This is a genomic window from Corynebacterium sp. HMSC073H12, assembly GCF_001837775.1.
In the GTDB taxonomy this organism is placed as follows: Bacteria; Actinomycetota; Actinomycetes; order Mycobacteriales; family Mycobacteriaceae; genus Corynebacterium; species Corynebacterium amycolatum.
Genome location: NZ_KV834027.1, coordinates 185,038 through 203,191, shown reverse-complemented (window position 1 = coordinate 203,191; position 18,154 = coordinate 185,038). Strand labels below are relative to the sequence as shown.

The 18,154-nt window shown below is 59.1% G+C and carries 18 protein-coding genes; all 18 read left to right on the top strand.

Annotation, left to right across the window (positions count from 1 at the left end):
- The first annotated feature begins 1 nt into the window (after position 1).
- The 18 genes from pyrF (at position 2) to rapZ (ending at position 18,152) form a co-directional block, all read left to right on the top strand.
- Positions 2-871 carry an orotidine-5'-phosphate decarboxylase gene (pyrF, locus tag HMPREF2708_RS03020; RefSeq protein ID WP_070832144.1) on the top strand — a complete coding sequence of 290 codons (870 nt, stop codon included), beginning with the start codon at positions 2-4 and terminating at the stop codon, positions 869-871.
- A gap of 419 nt (positions 872-1,290) precedes the next feature.
- Positions 1,291-1,617 (top strand): integration host factor, actinobacterial type, encoded by a 327-nt coding sequence (mihF, locus tag HMPREF2708_RS03015; RefSeq protein WP_016422714.1) that lies wholly within the window; start codon positions 1,291-1,293, stop codon positions 1,615-1,617.
- Positions 1,618-1,622: 5 nt separating this feature from the next.
- Positions 1,623-2,195: a guanylate kinase gene (gene gmk / locus HMPREF2708_RS03010; RefSeq protein ID WP_070832141.1), complete on the top strand. Its 573-nt coding sequence runs from the start codon at positions 1,623-1,625 to the stop codon at positions 2,193-2,195.
- Positions 2,196-2,312: 117 nt separating this feature from the next.
- Complete coding sequence (rpoZ, locus tag HMPREF2708_RS03005; RefSeq protein ID WP_005510796.1) at positions 2,313-2,591, top strand: DNA-directed RNA polymerase subunit omega; 279 nt, start codon at positions 2,313-2,315, stop codon at positions 2,589-2,591.
- 27 nt (positions 2,592-2,618) lie between these two features.
- On the top strand, positions 2,619-3,899 hold the full coding sequence (coaBC, locus tag HMPREF2708_RS03000; protein WP_070832138.1) for a bifunctional phosphopantothenoylcysteine decarboxylase/phosphopantothenate--cysteine ligase CoaBC: 1,281 nt from the start codon (positions 2,619-2,621) through the stop codon (positions 3,897-3,899).
- Between the two features lie 118 nt (positions 3,900-4,017).
- Complete coding sequence (gene metK, locus HMPREF2708_RS02995) at positions 4,018-5,235, top strand: methionine adenosyltransferase (protein ID WP_070832135.1); 1,218 nt, start codon at positions 4,018-4,020, stop codon at positions 5,233-5,235.
- Between the two features lie 49 nt (positions 5,236-5,284).
- Complete coding sequence (locus tag HMPREF2708_RS02990; RefSeq protein ID WP_070832132.1) at positions 5,285-7,321, top strand: primosomal protein N'; 2,037 nt, start codon at positions 5,285-5,287, stop codon at positions 7,319-7,321.
- Between the two features lie 60 nt (positions 7,322-7,381).
- Positions 7,382-7,885 carry a peptide deformylase gene (gene def, locus HMPREF2708_RS02985; protein ID WP_005510753.1) on the top strand — a complete coding sequence of 168 codons (504 nt, stop codon included), beginning with the start codon at positions 7,382-7,384 and terminating at the stop codon, positions 7,883-7,885.
- Positions 7,886-7,978: 93 nt separating this feature from the next.
- Positions 7,979-8,953, top strand: coding sequence for a methionyl-tRNA formyltransferase (gene fmt / locus HMPREF2708_RS02980; protein WP_070832129.1), 975 nt, complete (start codon positions 7,979-7,981; stop codon positions 8,951-8,953).
- Positions 8,954-10,411, top strand: a complete 1,458-nt coding sequence (locus HMPREF2708_RS02975; protein ID WP_070832127.1) for an RsmB/NOP family class I SAM-dependent RNA methyltransferase — start codon at positions 8,954-8,956, stop codon at positions 10,409-10,411.
- 11 nt (positions 10,412-10,422) lie between these two features.
- Positions 10,423-11,091, top strand: coding sequence for a ribulose-phosphate 3-epimerase (gene rpe, locus HMPREF2708_RS02970; protein WP_070832124.1), 669 nt, complete (start codon positions 10,423-10,425; stop codon positions 11,089-11,091).
- A gap of 70 nt (positions 11,092-11,161) precedes the next feature.
- The gene (ribD, locus tag HMPREF2708_RS02965) at positions 11,162-12,160 is read left to right on the top strand and encodes a bifunctional diaminohydroxyphosphoribosylaminopyrimidine deaminase/5-amino-6-(5-phosphoribosylamino)uracil reductase RibD (RefSeq protein WP_371326290.1); all 999 of its coding nucleotides are present in this window, start codon (positions 11,162-11,164) and stop codon (positions 12,158-12,160) included.
- A 69-nt stretch (positions 12,161-12,229) separates the two neighbouring features.
- Positions 12,230-12,817 (top strand): riboflavin synthase, encoded by a 588-nt coding sequence (locus HMPREF2708_RS02960; protein ID WP_070832118.1) that lies wholly within the window; start codon positions 12,230-12,232, stop codon positions 12,815-12,817.
- Between the two features lie 11 nt (positions 12,818-12,828).
- The gene (locus HMPREF2708_RS02955; protein WP_070832115.1) at positions 12,829-14,091 is read left to right on the top strand and encodes a bifunctional 3,4-dihydroxy-2-butanone-4-phosphate synthase/GTP cyclohydrolase II; all 1,263 of its coding nucleotides are present in this window, start codon (positions 12,829-12,831) and stop codon (positions 14,089-14,091) included.
- A complete protein-coding gene (gene ribH, locus HMPREF2708_RS02950) occupies positions 14,092-14,574 on the top strand; it encodes a 6,7-dimethyl-8-ribityllumazine synthase (protein ID WP_070832113.1) in 483 nt (160 codons plus the stop codon).
- A gap of 2 nt (positions 14,575-14,576) precedes the next feature.
- Positions 14,577-15,071, top strand: coding sequence for a PH domain-containing protein (locus tag HMPREF2708_RS02945; protein ID WP_070832110.1), 495 nt, complete (start codon positions 14,577-14,579; stop codon positions 15,069-15,071).
- Between the two features lie 29 nt (positions 15,072-15,100).
- The gene (gene uvrC, locus HMPREF2708_RS02940) at positions 15,101-17,149 is read left to right on the top strand and encodes an excinuclease ABC subunit UvrC (protein WP_070832108.1); all 2,049 of its coding nucleotides are present in this window, start codon (positions 15,101-15,103) and stop codon (positions 17,147-17,149) included.
- 112 nt (positions 17,150-17,261) lie between these two features.
- Positions 17,262-18,152, top strand: a complete 891-nt coding sequence (rapZ, locus tag HMPREF2708_RS02935) for an RNase adapter RapZ (RefSeq protein WP_005510809.1) — start codon at positions 17,262-17,264, stop codon at positions 18,150-18,152.
- Positions 18,153-18,154 lie beyond the last annotated feature (2 nt).

The following is an 18,154-nucleotide window of genomic DNA, read 5'->3' as shown; positions in this document are numbered from 1 at the left end:
CATGACCGCGAAGGCTGAAGGATCCGCAGTGCGGACAATTAAGGGGTTCGGCGATCGCCTCAGCGAGGTTGTCGCCGAGCGCGGCCGGCTCTGTGTGGGGATTGACCCGCACCCTAGGTTGCTGGATGCCTGGCAGTTACCGCGATCGGCAGAAGGCCTAGAGCGCTTTGCCACCACATGCGTCGAAGCGTTTGGTGACATCGTTGCCGTCGTCAAGCCCCAGGTGGCGTTCTTCGAAGCCTACGGTTCCAAGGGCTTTGCCGTCTTGGAGCGGACGTTGGCGGACCTGAAGGACGCAGGTGCGCTGTCGATTGCAGATGCCAAGCGTGGCGATATCGGTTCGACTATGGCTGCATACGCCGAAGCCTGGCTGTCGGATAGCTCGCCGCTAGCCGCCGACGCACTGACGGTATCTCCGTACCTTGGGTTCGGTGCTCTTGATCCGGCGGTTTCGTTGGCGTTGGAGAACGGACGGGGCTTGTTTGTGCTTGCCGCGACGTCCAATCCGGAAGGTGCGTCAGTGCAGAAGGCGATGGTTTCGGGTGAGATTCTGGCTCAGACCATGGTCAACCAGGCAGCCGCTATTAATGCTCGCCAAATTGACGCTGGTGCAAAGGCGGGCAGCATCGGCGTTGTTGTTGGCGCAACGCTTGACGACGCCCCGGTGCTCAGTGACCTGCGCGGTCCCATTCTCATGCCCGGTGTGGGAGCTCAGGGTGGAACCCCGGCAGATGTAGATCGTCTGGCAGGGGAATCCAAGGGGCTTGCACTGCCGAATATTTCGCGTGCAATTCTCTCCGCTGGGCCTGATCCTGCTGCGCTGCGGCGCGCAACGATTGAAGCTGCAGCTCCGTTCCTCTCCGAGAGCTAGCAGCAGATCGGCGAATTGTCAGACGCCCGCGGGGACACCTCATAGAACAGGTGCCCCTGCGGGCTCTTCCGTACCTAGCTGCCGGGATTTTCCTAATGAGCCTTGGATGGCGGTGGCGTAGGTATAGGCAAGTTACTCTGACAATTCCTAGGAGATTTCGTACAAAAACCGTGGTCAATTTCCATTCTCCTGGGCAAACGGTGCTACAATCGCCGGAGTTGGTTGACCACGACCGAAAGGTGGGGCGGATAAAGCCCTGGTGTCATTTTTATCGACACCCCGTCAGCATTTGCCTCAACAACCGGTAAGTGCGGTACGGTCTCCAATCGTTAAGCACGGTGTCGTTGCCTGCCTTTGGTGGACGCGAGGCTCGTGCAAGTAAATAAGAAGCTAACCAATCTATTTTTACGGAGGAACACGTGGCCCTTCCGCAGTTGACCCCGGAGCAGCGTGCAGCAGCACTCGAGAAGGCAGCTCAGGCCCGCAAGGTGCGCGCAGAGCTCAAGGACAAGCTGAAGCGTGGCGCTATCGATCTGCCAGAGGTTCTCAAGCAGGCTGACGAGAACGAGATCATCGGCAAGATGAAGGTCTCCGCTCTGCTCGAGGCTCTGCCGAAGGTCGGCAAGGTCAAGGCGCAGGACATCATGAATGACCTGGAGATCGCTCAGACCCGCCGCCTGCGTGGCCTGGGCGACCGTCAGCGTCGCGCTCTGCTGGAGCGCTTCGGCTACGCAGTGGAGGACTAGTCGCAGTGGCCGGGAATGAAAACGGTCAGTTGGTAATCCTCGCCGGCCCTGCCGGTGTAGGAAAATCCACTGTTGTCAGTCGGCTTCGTGCCGAGGTTCCCGGACTGTACTTCAGCGTTTCCATGACCACCCGCGCCGCACGGCCGGGGGAGGTCGATGGCCGCGACTATTTCTTCGTGACCCCGGAGAAGTTCCAACAGCATATTGATGCAGGAGAGATGCTCGAGTGGGCTGAAATCCACGGTGGTCTGCAGCGTTCTGGTACGCCGCGCGGCCCGGTGGATAAAGCTCTCGCCGAGGGGCGTCCAGTACTCGTTGAGGTGGATCTGGCGGGAGCCCGCTCCATCCGTAAGGTAGCGCCCAATGCTCACCTGCTGTTCTTGGCTCCGCCAAGCTGGGAAATTCTCGTCAGCAGGCTCACTGGTCGTGGCACGGAAACCGAGGCGCAAGTCAAGCGTCGCCTGGAAACCGCACGAGTGGAAATGGATGCTCAGCACGAATTCGATGAGGTTGTTGTCAACGACAACGTCGATGATGCTGTGGCGGCCATCGCTCGGGCGCTGACTACTGGCAAGTAACAGGGCGACTCCACATCATAGATAGTAGAAATCGCTTTCGAGCAATGGTGTTTCTATTGCTATGACGATTTTTATTGTCACCCCAGTAACTCACGTTCTATTGAGGAAAGATTTCTCGTGACCCAGGAAAATACCGCCACCGAGGCAGTGTTCGACCCGCCAATTGGTATTACCAACCCGCCGATCGATGAGCTGCTTGGTAAGGCTTCTTCGAAGTACGCTCTGGCTATCTTTGCTGCCAAGCGTGCACGCCAGATTAATGACTACTACCAGCAGATCGACGAAGGCATGCTGGAGTACGTTGGCCCGCTGGTTACTCCGGGGGTCGCTGAGAAGCCTCTGTCCATCGCTCTTCGTGAAATCAACGCTGGTCTGTTGGACCACACTGAGGGCTAGAGCATTTCCTTAAGGGGAGATATCTGTATGCATGCCGCCGGTAATGCTGACGTATCCGAATGTTTAAAGGTTGTCGTCGGGGTTGCCGGCGGCATCGCTGCATATAAGGCCGCACACGTTGTTCGAGGCTTCAGGGAACTTGGTCACGATGTTCGTGTCGTTCCCACTGAGTCCGCATTGAACTTTGTAGGTGCAGCTACTTTCGAGGCGCTGTCGGGGAACCCGGTGTCGACTACAGTTTTTGACGCAGTCGATGAGGTTCAGCATGTCCGCGTGGGGCAGGAGGCCGACCTCGTCGTCGTGGTTCCCGCGACTGCCGACTTTATGGCGCGCGCCGCGCACGGGCGTGCCGACGACCTGCTCACCGCAACCTTGCTTGTGGCGACCTGCCCAGTGGTGTTGGCCCCTGCCATGCACACCGAAATGTGGAACCATCCAGCTACGCGGGATAATGTCGCGACTCTTCGTCGCCATGGCACTATTGTCCTCGATCCGGCCCATGGCCGTTTGACTGGTAAGGACACCGGTCCAGGTCGCCTGCCGGAGCCAGAGCAGATTGTTTCACTGGCATTGGCAGCAGTCGAGAATCCACGCCACTTCCGTCGCGACTTCGAGGGCGTACGCTTCATGATTACTGCCGGTGGCACCCGTGAGGCTATCGACCCGGTACGTTTTATCGGCAACCACTCTTCAGGTCGTCAGGGCTTCGCGCTAGCCGAGATGGCAGCACAGCGTGGCGCTCAGGTCACTGTGGTGGCAGGATATACGGATCAGTTGCCGACACCGCTGGGCGCGAATGTTGTAAAGGTTGATTCCACTTTGGAGATGGCCGAGGCGGCGCACGAACACTCCAAGCTGGCCGATGTCTGCATTTTTGCTGCCGCCGTCGCCGACTTCCGTCCGGCATCGACCGCTGGGGCCAAGATGAAGAAGGGCGTCGCAGACGACGCGTTGAGCAACATTCAGCTCGTAGAAAACCCAGATATTTTGGCTACCACTGTGGAGCGTCGTAAAGCGGGTGAGATTCCGGCGACCACGACGATGGTGGGCTTTGCGGCTGAGACCGGTGACGAGACGACGACGCCGCTCGAGCTTGCGAAGCAGAAGATTGTCCGCAAGGGCTGCGATTTGCTCATGTGTAACGACGTCTCGGGTGGGCAAACTTTCGGTGCGACGGACAATGTCGGATGGTTGCTGTCTCTCGATGGCGAGCAGTGGGACGTGCCGCGGGGCTCAAAATTCTCGGTGGCCGGTTCGATTTTGGATGCAGTTTCCGAGCTGCGGCAGGAACCTCAGCCAGCGGAGTAGCCGGTGCCTACTACGGCGACTGAACCGCTTGGTCTATAATTATCGAATCAAACGAAAACCCACGCCGTAGCGACACCGCAGGGGTGGGGAAATAATCTAGAAGAAAGTTGTACTGCTCGTGGCCTCTAATCTTCGGCTGTTTTCCAGTGAATCTGTTACCGAGGGGCACCCGGATAAGATTTGCGACTCGATTTCGGACTCCATCCTTGACGCTATGCTCGCGCAGGATTCTGCATCGATGGTCGCTGTTGAGACTGTGGTGACTACCGGTTTAGTCCATGTTGTTGGCGAGGTTCGCACGAAGAGCTACGTTGACATCCCCGGTATTGTCCGGAGTCGACTGAAGGAGATCGGTTTCGATTCTTCTGAAAAGGGCTTTGACGGCAAAACCTGTGGCGTCTCCATTTCGATCGGTGAGCAGTCCTCAGACATCCACGACGGTGTGCACACTTCTCTGGAAGCACGCAGCTCTGGTGGAGAAGTCGAAGCAGAAGATCTCAAGGGCGCTGGCGACCAGGGGCTGATGTTCGGCTACGCTACCAACGAAACGCCGGAGTACATGCCGCTACCGATTGCACTGGCGCACCGCCTGGCTCGCCGCTTGACGCAGGTACGCAAGGAACGGATCGTCCCATCGCTTCGACCGGATGGTAAGACTCAGGTCACCTTCGCTTACGACGAAGACAATAACCCGGTGTACTTGGACACCGTTGTGGTGTCCACGCAGCACGACCCGGATGTCACCCAGGAGTGGATCACCGAGCAGATTAAGACTCACGTCGTCGATTGGGTGCTCGACGATGCTAACCTGCGCGAGCGTTTTGTCACCGATGAATTGAAGCTGCTGGTTAACCCTTCTGGCCAGTTTATTATCGGTGGCCCGATGGGCGATGCCGGCCTGACCGGTCGCAAGATTATCGTCGACACTTACGGCGGTATGGCTCGTCACGGGGGCGGCGCGTTCTCGGGCAAGGACCCGTCAAAGGTGGATCGCTCCGGCGCATATGCCACCCGTTGGGTTGCGAAGAATGCCGTGGCCGCGGGACTGGCTGACCGCCTCGAGATTCAGGTCGCCTACGCTATCGGTCGCGCTCGCCCAGTGGGCCTCTACGTCGATTCTTTCGGCACCGGTCACGTTTCGGATGACGCCATCCGCGAGGCTATCAACAAGGTCTTCGACCTTCGTCCGGCCGCTATTATTCGTGACCTGGACCTGCTGCGCCCGATTTATGCGCAGACCTCCACCTACGGTCACTTCGGGCGAACTGACTTGGACCTGCCGTGGGAGCAGCTCAACCGCGTTGAAGAGCTCCGCGCAGCCGCTGGCCTGGGATAAACACCACCCGCCAGCATTACCCTGGGGTGGGGCAGTAGAGTAAGACTCTATGACCGACGCCCCCTTCGCACCCGCCGCCGCAGCTGAGAAGCTACCAGTCGCGCGGGTGCTTCCGCTTTTGGGGCTGCCGCAGTTAGATCGCCCCTTCGACTACCTGGTTCCGCGCGCGCTAGCGGAGGAAGCGGTCGTCGGTTGCCGCGTGCGGATTCGCTTCCACGGCCAGTTGGTCAATGCGCTGGTGCTGGAGCGCTGTGCCACGCCCACTCACGACGGCAAACTGTCCTATCTCAAGGATGTCATCAGCTCTGAGGTTGTCTATCCGCCACAGCTTCGACGGTTGGTGGATTCTCTGGCGGAGTATTACGGCGCAACGCGCTCAAACATCATTCGCTCCGCCATCCCAACCCGTCATGCACGGGCCGAACGTGCTCGCAGGGAGAACATGCCCCCGACGTGGGAGGAGTTGGGAAAGCTTGCCACCGAAGATCCGGACCTTTCCGCTTGGGACAACTATGTCTTCGGAGAATCCTTTGTCAATTCCGTCCGCAAGGGCACCCCGGCACGCGCAGCGTGGCAGCCAGTTCCAGGCGAACAGGTGGCAACTATGCTCGCCGCGCTCAGCGTTTCGGTCGCGCGCGATGGTGGCGGTGTTCTCATCATTGTGCCGGACGCACGCACACAGGCGCGCTTTGAGAGCGCTTTTCGCGAGCTCATTTCTGCCCGTCAGCTCACTCTTCTCGGGGCTGGCCTCGGTCCCGAGTCCCGCTATCGCCGCTACCTGGATATCCTGCACGGCCAGGGGCGCATAGTCGTCGGCACGCGTTCGGCAGCATACGCGCCAGTGAAGAATCTGCGTTTAGCAGTGATTGTCGATGATGGCGATGACAACCTTGTGGATTCCCGCGCACCCTACGTGCACTCTCGCGAGGTGTTGGTGACGCGTAGTGCGCAGGAAGGATGCGCTCTCATCTTTGCGTCGTATAGCCGTACAGCCGAGGTGCAGCTGCTGGTCTCCTCAGGTTGGGCGCACAATCTGGTCGCGGGAACTGACGCCCTGACTGAGTCCATGCCGGAGATGATTGCCTCGACGGACACTTCCGAAGACCCGGATGACGTCAGTAGGGGACGCCTTCCTGCCATCGCTTTTCGACGGGCAAAGGCCGCGCTGCGCGAAGAGCTTCCGATCCTGGTCCAGGTACCTCGCAAGGGATATGTGCCGACACTGTCGTGTCGCTCCTGTGGCGCGCCTGCGCGCTGTCGCTGGTGTAATGGTCCACTGGGAATTCCACCGTCCGATAACCCGGACGACCCGGCACCACCGACCTGTCGGTGGTGTGGTCGTATCGACATCCACCACCGTTGCCATAGCTGCGGGTCCACCAAGATTCGGCCAGTCGTGGTCGGCAGTGAACGTACGGCAGAGGAGTTTGGCCGTATTTTCAGTCCATTCCCAGTCATCGCTTCCTCTGGAGAACGCATTGTTGACGACATTCCCGAAGGCCCGAGGGTCGTGGTGGCCACGCCGGGAGCCGAGCCTTATGCGCCGGAGGGCTACGGTGCAGTGATGCTACTGGACACTTGGGCGATGCTCGGCCGGCAGGACTTGCGCGCTCATGAAGAAGCCTATGCGCATTGGTCTCGGGCCGTCACACTTGCCCGCCCGCGGGAGCAAGGCGGAGCAGTGGTTATCGATGCGGATGCTGCAGTCCCGACTGTGGCCGATCTTCTGGCATGGGACGCGGTAGGCGCTGCGAACAGGGAATTGGCCGACCGCACAGCTGCCGCTCTGCCTCCGGCCTTTCACGTGGCAGCGGTGGATGGGACTGAAGAGGGCCTGCGTAACTTCATGGAGTCCCTGGAAGTTCCATCGGGCGCGGAAATTCTGGGGCCGGTAGACCTTCCCCGCAACGCCAGGCCACCAGCAGGCGTGGAGCCGGGTACACCTATTCAGCGGATGCTGGTTCGCTGTGACCGTCGTCAAGCACGGGCAGTGGGAGCGGCGTTGAAGGCAGCGCAGGTCGTTCGCGCGACTAGGAAGGACCCGACGCCGGTGCGCGTTGTCGTCGATCCGATTAATTTCGGCTAGCTGCTAAAATGAGCGCGTTATTGCTTGATTCACACCAGTTTTCTTGGAGGCTCTAAGTTCATGGCAGTTCGTGAGGTACGTCTTTTCGGCGATCCGGTGTTGCTGTCCAAGGCGGAAACCGTCACTGATTTCGACGCGACGCTGTCGCACCTGATTGATGACATGTTCGACACGATGGATGAGCAACAGGGTGTCGGGCTCGCGGCAAACCAGGTTGGCGTGCTGCAGCGCGTCTTCGTCTACGACTGCAATGGCACCCGCGGGCACATCGTCAATCCGGAATGGGAAGCCATCGGCGATGAAACTGTCCACGAAATCGAAGGATGCCTGTCTATCCCGGGGATTAATGGACCCGTGACTCGGCACGCACGTGTACGCGTTACTGGCCAGGATCGCCACGGCACACCGGTGAGTTTCGAAGCTGATGATCTGCTGGCTCGCTGCGTGCAGCATGAAAGCGACCACCTGGACGGTGTGCTGTTTTTGAAGCGTCTCGAGGGCGACGAGCGCAAGACCGCGATGCGCTCTCTGCGTGAGCAGGACTGGTTCCTCAACCGCGGTTAACTCACCTACGCCTAGCCCCCGGGTGTGGCGCCCCGAGTTTCATCACTAGATTAACTAGAACAACTAGGTCCACCAGGAAGGAATCCACTTACTGTGCGCCTGATTTTTGCCGGAACCCCGGAACCCGCTGTCGTTGCACTGAAAAAGTTGCTCGAAGACTCCCACCATGAGGTCGTTGCTGTTCTCACTCGCCCCGATGCCCGCCGTGGCCGCGGTAAGTCGCTTTCGCCCTCGCCGGTGAAGGCTCTGGCCTTGGAACACGACATTCCCGTTCTCACCCCGACGACCCTGCGCGATGCGGAAATCCAACAGCAGATCCGCGAATTAAACGCCGACTGCATCCCGGTGGTCGCCTACGGCAATCTCGTGCCGGAGGAGTTGCTCGATGTACCGACGCACGGCTGGGTAAATCTGCATTTCTCACTGCTTCCTGCTTGGCGAGGTGCCGCGCCGGTGCAGGCAGCTATCGCCGCTGGCGACGAAGTCACGGGTGCCAGTACCTTCCGGATTGAAAAGGGCCTGGATACCGGACCAGTTTTCGGTACCGTCACCGAAGCGATACGCCCGACCGATAATGCCGACGACCTTTTGACCCGCCTCGCATACTCCGGCGCGGATCTTCTAGCCGCCACCATGGACGGCATCGAAGCCGGTGCGTTGCGTCCGACCGCTCAGCCGGAACAGGACGTCAGCTACGCCGCTAAGTTCGGGCCGGAGGATGCCCGAATCGTTTGGACTCAGCCGCGACATCTTCTCGACCGCCGCGCTCGCGCGTTCACGCCTGCCCCAGGTGCGTGGACGACCCTCGACGGCGCACGTTTGAAGGTCGGAGAGCTCACCCCGCTTTCCGACGAGAACAGCGCCGCGGTCGACGAGGTGCGAAAGGCAGCTGCTCCGGAGGCTACAGCCGCCACACCGGGTGAGTTGGTAGTGGAGAAGCACCGGGTATCCGTGCGTTGTGCCGATGGCTATGTGCAGCTGGTGAAGGTGCAGCCACAGGGTAAGAAGATGATGGATGCGTCCGACTGGGCGCGAGGTAGCCAACCTGGCGGAAAGGTCTGCGAGTAAATGGGCAACGACAAACCCCGCCACACCGGTGGCGGACGGCAGCGCAGCAACCGCGGCGGACAGAACCGCGATGACCGCAACCGTAACCGTGACACCCGAGGTGGGGATAATCGCGGTGGCATTGACCAGCCGCGCAAGGTCGCACTGAAGGTACTAGCCGACGTTCGCGAGAATGATGCTTACGCAAACCTGCTGCTGCCCAAATTGCTGAAGGCGCACAAGCTCAAGGGGCGGGATGCTGCTTTTACAACGGAGCTGACGTACGGCACACTGCGGGCGGAAGGCCTGTTGGATGCCGTGATTGAGGCATCGTCGTCACGCCCGTTAAACGATATTGCTGGACCGGTGATGGACGTGCTACGCCTGGGCACGTACCAGCTGCTGCGTACGCGCGTCGACGCCTACGCGGCGGTCGATACCTCGGTGCGGGCAGTGGCGAAGGTGGCGGGACCTGGTGCGCGCGGCTTTGTCAACGCTATTTTGCGGAAGGTCTCCTCGAAGACCGAAAGCGAATGGGTGGCTGAGATTGCGCCGGATCCCGCGACCGATCCGATTGGCTACGTGGCAATGAAGCATGCCCACCCGCGCTGGATCGCGATGGAGTTTGCCCGCGCACTCGGTGCACAAGCCGGTGAGCTGCAGCAGGCACTCGCTGCCGACGATGCCCGCCCGCTGGTGCACTTGGTCGCTCGTCCGGGCGAGATCACCGCTGAGGAATTGGCACTGATCACCGGCGGTGAAGAGGGACCGTGGTCGCCGTACTGTGTGCGCCTGGACTCCGGTGCCCCAGGAGAGTTGGAGCCGGTCCGACAGGGCTTGGCTGCGGTGCAGGACGAGGGTTCTCAGCTCATTGCGCGTGCCGTCACCATGGCACCCGTTACCCGTGAAGACAGCGGCCGCTGGTTAGATCTATGTTCCGGCCCCGGTGGTAAGTCAGCTTTCATCGGCGGCATCGCAGCTATTGAGGGCGCGAAGCTCGATGCTGTTGAGGTATCGGCGACTCGCGCAGAACTGGTGAAGAAGGCCACGACCGGGCTACCAGTGACTGTAACCGTCGCGGATGGTCGCGATACCGGGCTGGAGGCAGGCTTTGACCGCATCTTGGTAGACGCGCCCTGCTCTGGCTTGGGCTCGCTCCGTCGTCGCCCGGAAGCGCGCTGGCGGAAGTCGCCGTCCGATCTTAACTCCTTGACTACGCTTCAGTTTGAACTGCTCAGTGAGGCTGTGCGTTTGGCACGGCCGGGTGGCATCATCGTCTACTCCACGTGTTCGCCGCATCTGCGGGAAACCAGGGGCATAGTCGATAGAGCAGTGACGGAATTGCCTGTGACTGAGCTGAATGCACACGAGTTGGTAGCGCCGATGACTGATGTCGGACCGTATCCATCTGTGCAGATGTGGCCACACCGCCACGGCACCGATGCGATGTTCTTCTCAGTTTTGCGCAAGAACGACTAGGCTCAGAGGTTATGAGCGCACCAATTATTGCCCCGTCCATTCTCGCTGCTGACTTCGCTCGCCTCGACCGTGAGGTTGAGGCTGTAGGCAATGCAGATTGGCTACATATCGACGTCATGGATGGCCACTTCGTACCCAACCTGTCCTTCGGCGCTCCGGTGCTGGAGGCCGTAGCTGCCGTGACGGACAAGTACTTGGATGTCCATCTCATGATTGAAAACCCGGAGAAGTGGGTCGACACCTACATTAAGGCGGGAGCGAGCTCCGTTATTTTCCATGTTGAAGCCGCCGACGATGCCATCGCACTGGCACGCCACATTCGTTCCCAGGGCGTGAAGGCCGGGTTCTCACTGCGCCCGGGTACTCCAATTGAGCCGTGGCTGGATCACCTCGCCGAATTCGACGAGGTGCTGGTCATGAGTGTCGAACCCGGTTTCGGGGGGCAGTCCTTTATGCCGGATCAGCTGGCCAAGGTCGAGAAGCTGCGTGAGCGCATTGATGCCGAAGGTCTGGATACTCTGATCGAGATTGACGGTGGAATCTCCGCCAAAACCATCGAATCCGCTGCCGCCGCTGGTTGCGACGCCTTTGTCGCAGGCTCGGCCGTTTTCGGCGCTGAGAATCGTGCCGCGGCTGTCGATGAGCTGCGCGCATTGGCAACCGCTGCTGCAACTAAGTAGACGGCGGTGAGAAACGGTGGCACAGTTTCCGGATCTCGTCTCCGCACAGCCGCTGACTGACGCGCAAGCTATGGCATTGGCCATAGAAGCCGGCCAGCGAGTTCGAGGCACCACCTATCCCAATCCTCCGATTGGTTGCGTCATTCTCGATACCGCAGGGATCGCGGTCGGTGTGGCCGGAACTGAGCCGGTAGGCGGGCGACACGCAGAGCCGCAGGCATTGGAGATGGCGGGGGCACGAGCTCAGGGCGGTACTGCAGTGGTAACACTCGAGCCGTGCAATCATATCGGCCGTACGCCACCGTGCACCGAGGCACTTGCGGCAGCCGGTGTTTCCCGCGTCATATTTGCGGTCGCTGATCCTAATCCCGTGGCCGCTGGCGGCAGCGAATGGTTGCGCTATAAGGACATCGAAGTCATTGGAGAATTCCAGCGTGACCGAGTAACCGCCGGCTACCTACGTCCATGGTTACACTGGCAGCGCACTCGGCGCCCACACATCACGCTGAAGACGGCGGGCACACTTGATGGTTTCGCTGCCGCTACCGACCGCACCTCGCAGTGGATCACGGGGGAGCAGGCGCGGGCACGGGTACATGTTGATCGTGCACGTCGGCAAGCGATTGTCGTCGGAACGGGAACAGTGCTCGCCGACAATCCGCGATTGACCGCGCGCACACCAGACGGTGAGGAGCTGTCTACGCAACCTCTGCGCATCGCGATTGGCACCTCGGAGGTTGCCGCCGATGCGAATATCCGCGGCGATAACTTCCGCCACATCCGCACTCACGATGTGGAAGTCGCGCTGGAGACAATGGCGGATATGGGGCTTATTGACGTGCTGGTAGAAGGCGGCCCACGGCTCGCCAGCGCTTTCTTAGAAGCCGATGCTGTAGACGCGATTGAGTCCTACATTGCCCCGGCGTTTCTCGGCGCTGGTCTGCCAGTGACATCGGCCAATCACGAGACCACCATCACTGACATCTCCCGCTTTCGTACCGTCGCGGTCGAGACTCTGGGGGATGACATTTTGATCACGGCACTCCGCAGTGGCAAAGATCGCGGGTAGACCGGCTAGAGTTAACTTTGTAAAAATCTTTCAATTTATAACAAACGGTAACGGATTTTCCTGACCACTATGTTTACGGGAATTGTTGAGGAACTCGGCGAAATTCGCGAAATCCACCGCGAAGCCGATTCCATTACTCTGACCATTCGCGCGTCCACCGTGCTTGACGACGTGCACCACGGTGACTCCATTGCTGTCAACGGCGTTTGTTTGACTGTCGTGGAGTTTGGCGATGACTTCTTTACCGCTGATCTCATGCAAGAGACTTTGGATAGGTCGAGTCTCGGCCAGGTTGAGGTCGGTTCCAAGGTCAACCTCGAACGTGCAACCGCAGTAGGGCAACGCCTCGGCGGCCATATCGTGCAGGGACATATCGATGGCACCGGCGAGGTTATTTCGCGCACGCCAGGGGAACGCTGGGAAGTAGTGCGGATTTCGCTGCCGGGGCAGCTCTCCAAGTATGTCGTGGAAAAGGGCTCAATTGCCGTGGATGGCACCTCGTTGACTGTCTCTGCAGTAGGCGAGGGGTTCTTTGAGGTCAGCCTGATACCAACGACGCTGTCAGACTCCGTAATCGGTTCCGCCTCGGTAGGTACCAAGGTCAATTTGGAAGTCGATGTACTAGCCAAGTACGTCGAGAAAATGTTGGAAAGATAAGCTACAAGACTGTGATTAAGTTCGATTCCGTAGAGCAGGCCATTGCGGACATCGCTGCCGGCAAGGCCGTGGTTGTCGTTGATGATGAAGATCGCGAGAACGAAGGCGACATCATCTTCGCAGCAGAAATGGCCACGCCTGAGCTTGTTGCCTTTATGGTTCGCTATTCCTCTGGCTACATTTGCGCACCGCTGACTGCCGAAGACTGCGAACGACTCAACCTACCGCCGATGGTGTCCGATAATGAGGATGCCCGCGGCACCGCATATACCGTCACGGTTGATGCCAATACTGGCACCACGGGCATTTCTGCCAGTGATCGTGCGAACACCATTCGCACACTGGCTGACCCGACGTCGACTCCACATGACTTCACCCGCCCGGGGCACGTGGTTCCCTTGCGCGCACGCAAAGGCGGTGTTCTAGTACGCGCTGGTCACACTGAGGCCTCGGTAGATCTCGCGCGACTTGCAGGGCTTCGTCCCGCAGGCGTGCTGTGTGAGGTTGTCTCCGAAGACGACCCCACCGGCATGGCTCGTGCGGAAGAGCTGCGCCGCTTCTGCGATAAGCACGAGTTGTCGCTAATCTCCATTGAGCAGCTCATCGAGTATCGCCGTCGCCACGAGCAGCTGATCGAACGCGTCGTTGAAACCAAGCTACCCACCGAATACGGCGAGTTCCGGGCCATCGGTTACCGCAGTCTTATCGACGGGGTCGAGCATGTTGCACTTGTTGTCGGTGATGTCTCCTCCAATGATGGCCAGGATGTGCTCGTCCGCGTTCATTCTGAATGTCTGACTGGCGATGCATTGGGCTCGCGCCGCTGTGATTGCGGTCAGCAGCTGCACAACTCCATGCGCATGGTCCACGAGGCAGGACGCGGCGTCGTTCTCTACATGCGCGGTCACGAAGGCCGAGGCATTGGTCTGATGCCGAAGCTGCAGGCCTACCACCTGCAAGATGAAGGCGCTGACACCGTTGATGCCAATCTCGCACTCGGTTTGCCGTCGGACGCACGCGAGTACGGCACTGGTGCACAGATTCTGCAGGACCTTGGGGTCACCTCTATGGCCCTGCTGACGAACAATCCGACCAAGCGTGCCGGCCTAGGTGGTTATGGACTGGAGATGAGCCGCCGGGTACCGGTGCCAGTTGAGGTCAACGAGGATAACTTGAAATACTTGTTGACAAAGCGCGAACGCATGGGTCATGAACTTCCTTGGTTGGATGAGTACATGGAGGCTCACGGCATCTCGACAGAAGGAGCACAGTAGATGAGTGGTGCAGGTCTTCCTGACGTATCCGTCCCAGATTCCACTGGTGTGACCGTCGGTCTGGTCACCTCTCATTGGAATGAGGAGATCACCGGGCAGCTTCGTCGTGAAGCACTGGCACAGGCCGAGGAAGTGGGAGCCGTTGTGACTGACGTAACTGTCGTCGGTGCTCTAGAAATTCCCGTTGTAGCCCAACAGCTCGCGCGAACTCACGACGCCGTGGTGGCGCTGGGATGCGTTATCCGCGGTGGTACGCCGCACTTCGACTATGTCTGCGACTCGGTGACTGAGGGGCTGACGCGGATTGCACTGGACTGTGAGACGCCTGTTGGCAATGGTGTATTGACCTGTAACACTGAACAGCAGGCAATTGATCGTGCCGGCGGTGAGGGAGCTGTGGAGAATAAAGGTCGCGAGGCCATGGCCGCAGCGCTGCATACCGTCGCCGTGTTGAAGTCTCTTCGTGAAGGTGGAGCTGAGTAAGAATGGGTAACTCCGAACGCCACAGCAATTCGACTGCCGTCGACACCGGTAGTGAAGACAAATGGCTGTTGGAAATCACCTCGCAAAAGCTGCGTCTGTGGGCGATTGTCGCTGCAGTTGTAGTCTTCGCTATCCATATCTTCATGGGTATCGTAGTGGACTTTGGTAACACCGGCGCTTCGGTGACCGCTATTGACCAGCTGGCTTTCCCAATGATTGGTTTGATTATCGCCGGGGTAATCCTGCTGCTGACTCGCGCTCGCGTTCGCGTAAATGCCACGGGCGTGGAAGTCCGCAATCTGCTCAATGCAAAGTTCTACCCATGGGTCGATATCTACGGCCTGAGTTTTCCAAAGAAGTCCCGCTGGGCTCGCTTGGAGCTGCCAGACTTTGAGTTTGTGCCGATGCTCGCAATCCAGTCGGCCGACGGCAGCCGCGTCGTGGAAGACATCCGCCGGTTCCGTGAACTTGAAGACAAGTTCATGCCGGAGGACTAACCCAAGGACACGTTTTAAGGACACCGTAAGTGACTGACCCTTCTCAGTACCGTCCCGCCCCCGGCACCATTCCCACGGAGCCGGGGGTGTACCGTTTTCTCGATTCAACCGGGCGCGTTCTCTACGTCGGCAAGGCGAAGAATCTCCGTGCGCGTCTGTCTAACTATTTCCAGGACTTAACTCGGCTGCATCCCCGCACCCGCCAGATGGTGCAGTCCGCTTCGAAGGTGACGTGGACTGTTGTCCACAATGAGGTCGAAGCGCTGCAGTTGGAGTACACCTGGATTAAGCGCTTTAATCCGCGGTTCAACGTGATGTACCGCGACGATAAGTCGTATCCGATGTTGGCCGTCAGCGTCGGCGAGCTGTACCCGCGGCTCTTTCTCTACCGAGGACCGCGCCGGAAGGGCGTGCGTTATTTCGGCCCCTATTCACACGCGTGGGCTATCCGAGAAACGCTCGACTTGCTTACGCGAGTTTTCCCGGCCCGCACTTGTTCCAAGGGAGTCTTCAACCGGCAGCAGGCCCTGGGGCGGCCCTGTTTGCTCGGCTATATCGACAAATGCTCGGCGCCTTGTGTCGGCCGTGTCAGTGCCGAGGAACACCGCGAAATTGTCCGTGGTTTTACCAGCTTCATGTCTGGGAATACGAGCCCGGTCACCAGGCGTTTGAAGAAGGAAATGGAGGAAGCTGCCGGCGAGTTAGACTTCGAGCGCGCCGCGAGCCTGCGCGACAACCTCGCTGCCATCGACAAGGTCATGGAGAGGCAGTCAGTCGTGCTTTCCGACGCCGCCGATGCCGACTTTATTGCGCTAGCAACGGACGAGCTGGAAGCGGCCGTGCAGATTTTCCACGTTCGGGCAGGACGTATTTACGGTCAGCGCGGCTGGGTAGTGGAGAAGTCCGGCGAATACGCGACTACAGAGTTTCGAGAGGGAGAGACTGACCCCAGCTTGGGTGGGCTGCTAACGCAGTTCCTGACACAGTTCTATGGCGATGCCGCCAAGCACGCGGATGTCGACGGCGATGAATCGACCACTGCCGCCCAAGTTGTGCCACGCGAAATTCTCGTCCAGGCCACGCCCGACGATCTTGACGAGGTTGCTGCATTTTTGGCCGATATTCGTGGCACCAATGTGGATATTCGGGTCCCACAGCGCGGTGACAAGCGAACACTCATGGAGACCGTGCAGAAAAATGCAGCTGAAGCGCTACGCCAGCACAAACTAAAGCGAAGTGGAGATCTAACTACTCGATCGCAAGCTCTCTCCGAACTTCAGGACGCGCTGTTTATGGATGAAGCGCCGCTGCGTATCGAATGCACTGACATCTCGCATATTCAGGGCACCGATGTGGTGGCCTCGTTGGTGGTCTTCGAGGACGGATTGCCGAAGAAGTCCGACTATCGCCGCTACCGGATTAAGGATGCAGCGGGTGACGGTCGCTCCGACGACGTCGGCTCCATCGCTGAGGTGGTGCGCCGTCGTTTTCTGCGCCATAACGAGGACAAGCTCGCCATGCCCGATGATGCCAGCGAAATGTTCGTCGAGGAGACGACTGATGCCGTCGATGAGCAGTCGCGGAGTAGTCGCAAGTTTGCCTACCCGCCACAGTTGTTCATTGTCGACGGTGGTGCACCGCAGGTCGCAGCCGCTCAGGCAGTCCTCGATGAACTCGAGGTCACCGATGTGACGCTCGTGGGTATTGCCAAGCGCTTAGAAGAGCTGTGGATTCCCGACGATGATGAGCCACTCATTCTGCCGCGCAATTCGGAAGCGATGTACCTTATCCAGCGAATTCGTGATGAGGCGCACCGCTTTGCCATTACTTATCACCGCCAGCAGCGCTCTAAGCGCATGCGCTCTTCGGTACTCGATGGCATTAAGGGGCTGGGACCAGCACGCCGCAGTGAGTTGGTCAAACACTTTGGCTCCGTTGCGGCGCTGAAAAAGGCCAGCGTCGAGCAGATCGAAGAGGTGGCTGGTTTCGGGCCGATGCTCGCGAAAACTGTCTACGATTACCTCCACCCAGACGAAAAATCCTCAGAACCAAAATCGGATGTCGGTACCGGAGAATAGGCGTAGAAGTAGGTAAACAAGTGGCTATAACCGCACTTGAAACAGTGCTAGAGGGTTTACTTCCGCTAGTAAAACCGAGAGCGGTTGGCCGAAATTGTATTAGAGTATTGGCATGATTACTTCGGGTTATTCCCCTCAGGCTGAAAAGTCACTTGTGCTGATTACCGGCATGTCCGGTTCCGGACGCAATACGGCCGCCAGCGTCTTGGAGGAGATGGGCTGGTATGTCGCAGACAACCTGCCCCCGGAGTTAATTATGCGCATGGTCGAGTTGTCGTTTGAGGCGGACTCTCCAGTAGAGCGCCTCGCTATCGTCACCGACGTTCGCTCGCGCGCATTCGCGGGCAGTTTGGGGGAGGTGCTCGACGGACTCCGCAATGAGGGGCGCCAGCCCTATGTCATCTTCTTTGATGCCAACGACGACACCCTCATCGCCCGCTACGACTCAGTCCGCCGCACCCATCCGCTACAGGAAAACGGCACGCTTTCACAGGGTATTGCAGCTGAACGTCAGATGCTGCTGCCCATAAAGGGCATGTCGGATTTAGTAGTGGATACCTCTGACATGAGCGTGCACGATTTGCGCCGTGAGTTAGAGCATCAGCTGTCGGATACCGCTAGCAAGATTCAACAGATTACCATCGAGTCCTTTGGGTTTAAGCACGGTGCACCGCGCGATGCCGACATGCTTTTCGACGTCCGTTTTCTCCCCAACCCCTATTGGGTACCTGAGCTGCGTGCGGGCCGCGGTACCAACAAAGCAGTGGCCGACTACGTACTGTCCCAACCGGAGTCTCAGGGGTTCTTGGACAACGTCACAAACTTGATTGAATTGGTTTTGCCCGGTTACCGCCGTGAGGGCAAGGGTTTTATGACTATCGCTGTGGGATGCACCGGAGGCCATCACCGAAGTGTGGCCATGTCGGAGGCGCTGGCTAAGAAGCTCGAGGGAGTTTCCGGGATCAACGTCAACGTCGTCCACCGCGATATTGACCGCAATTAGCG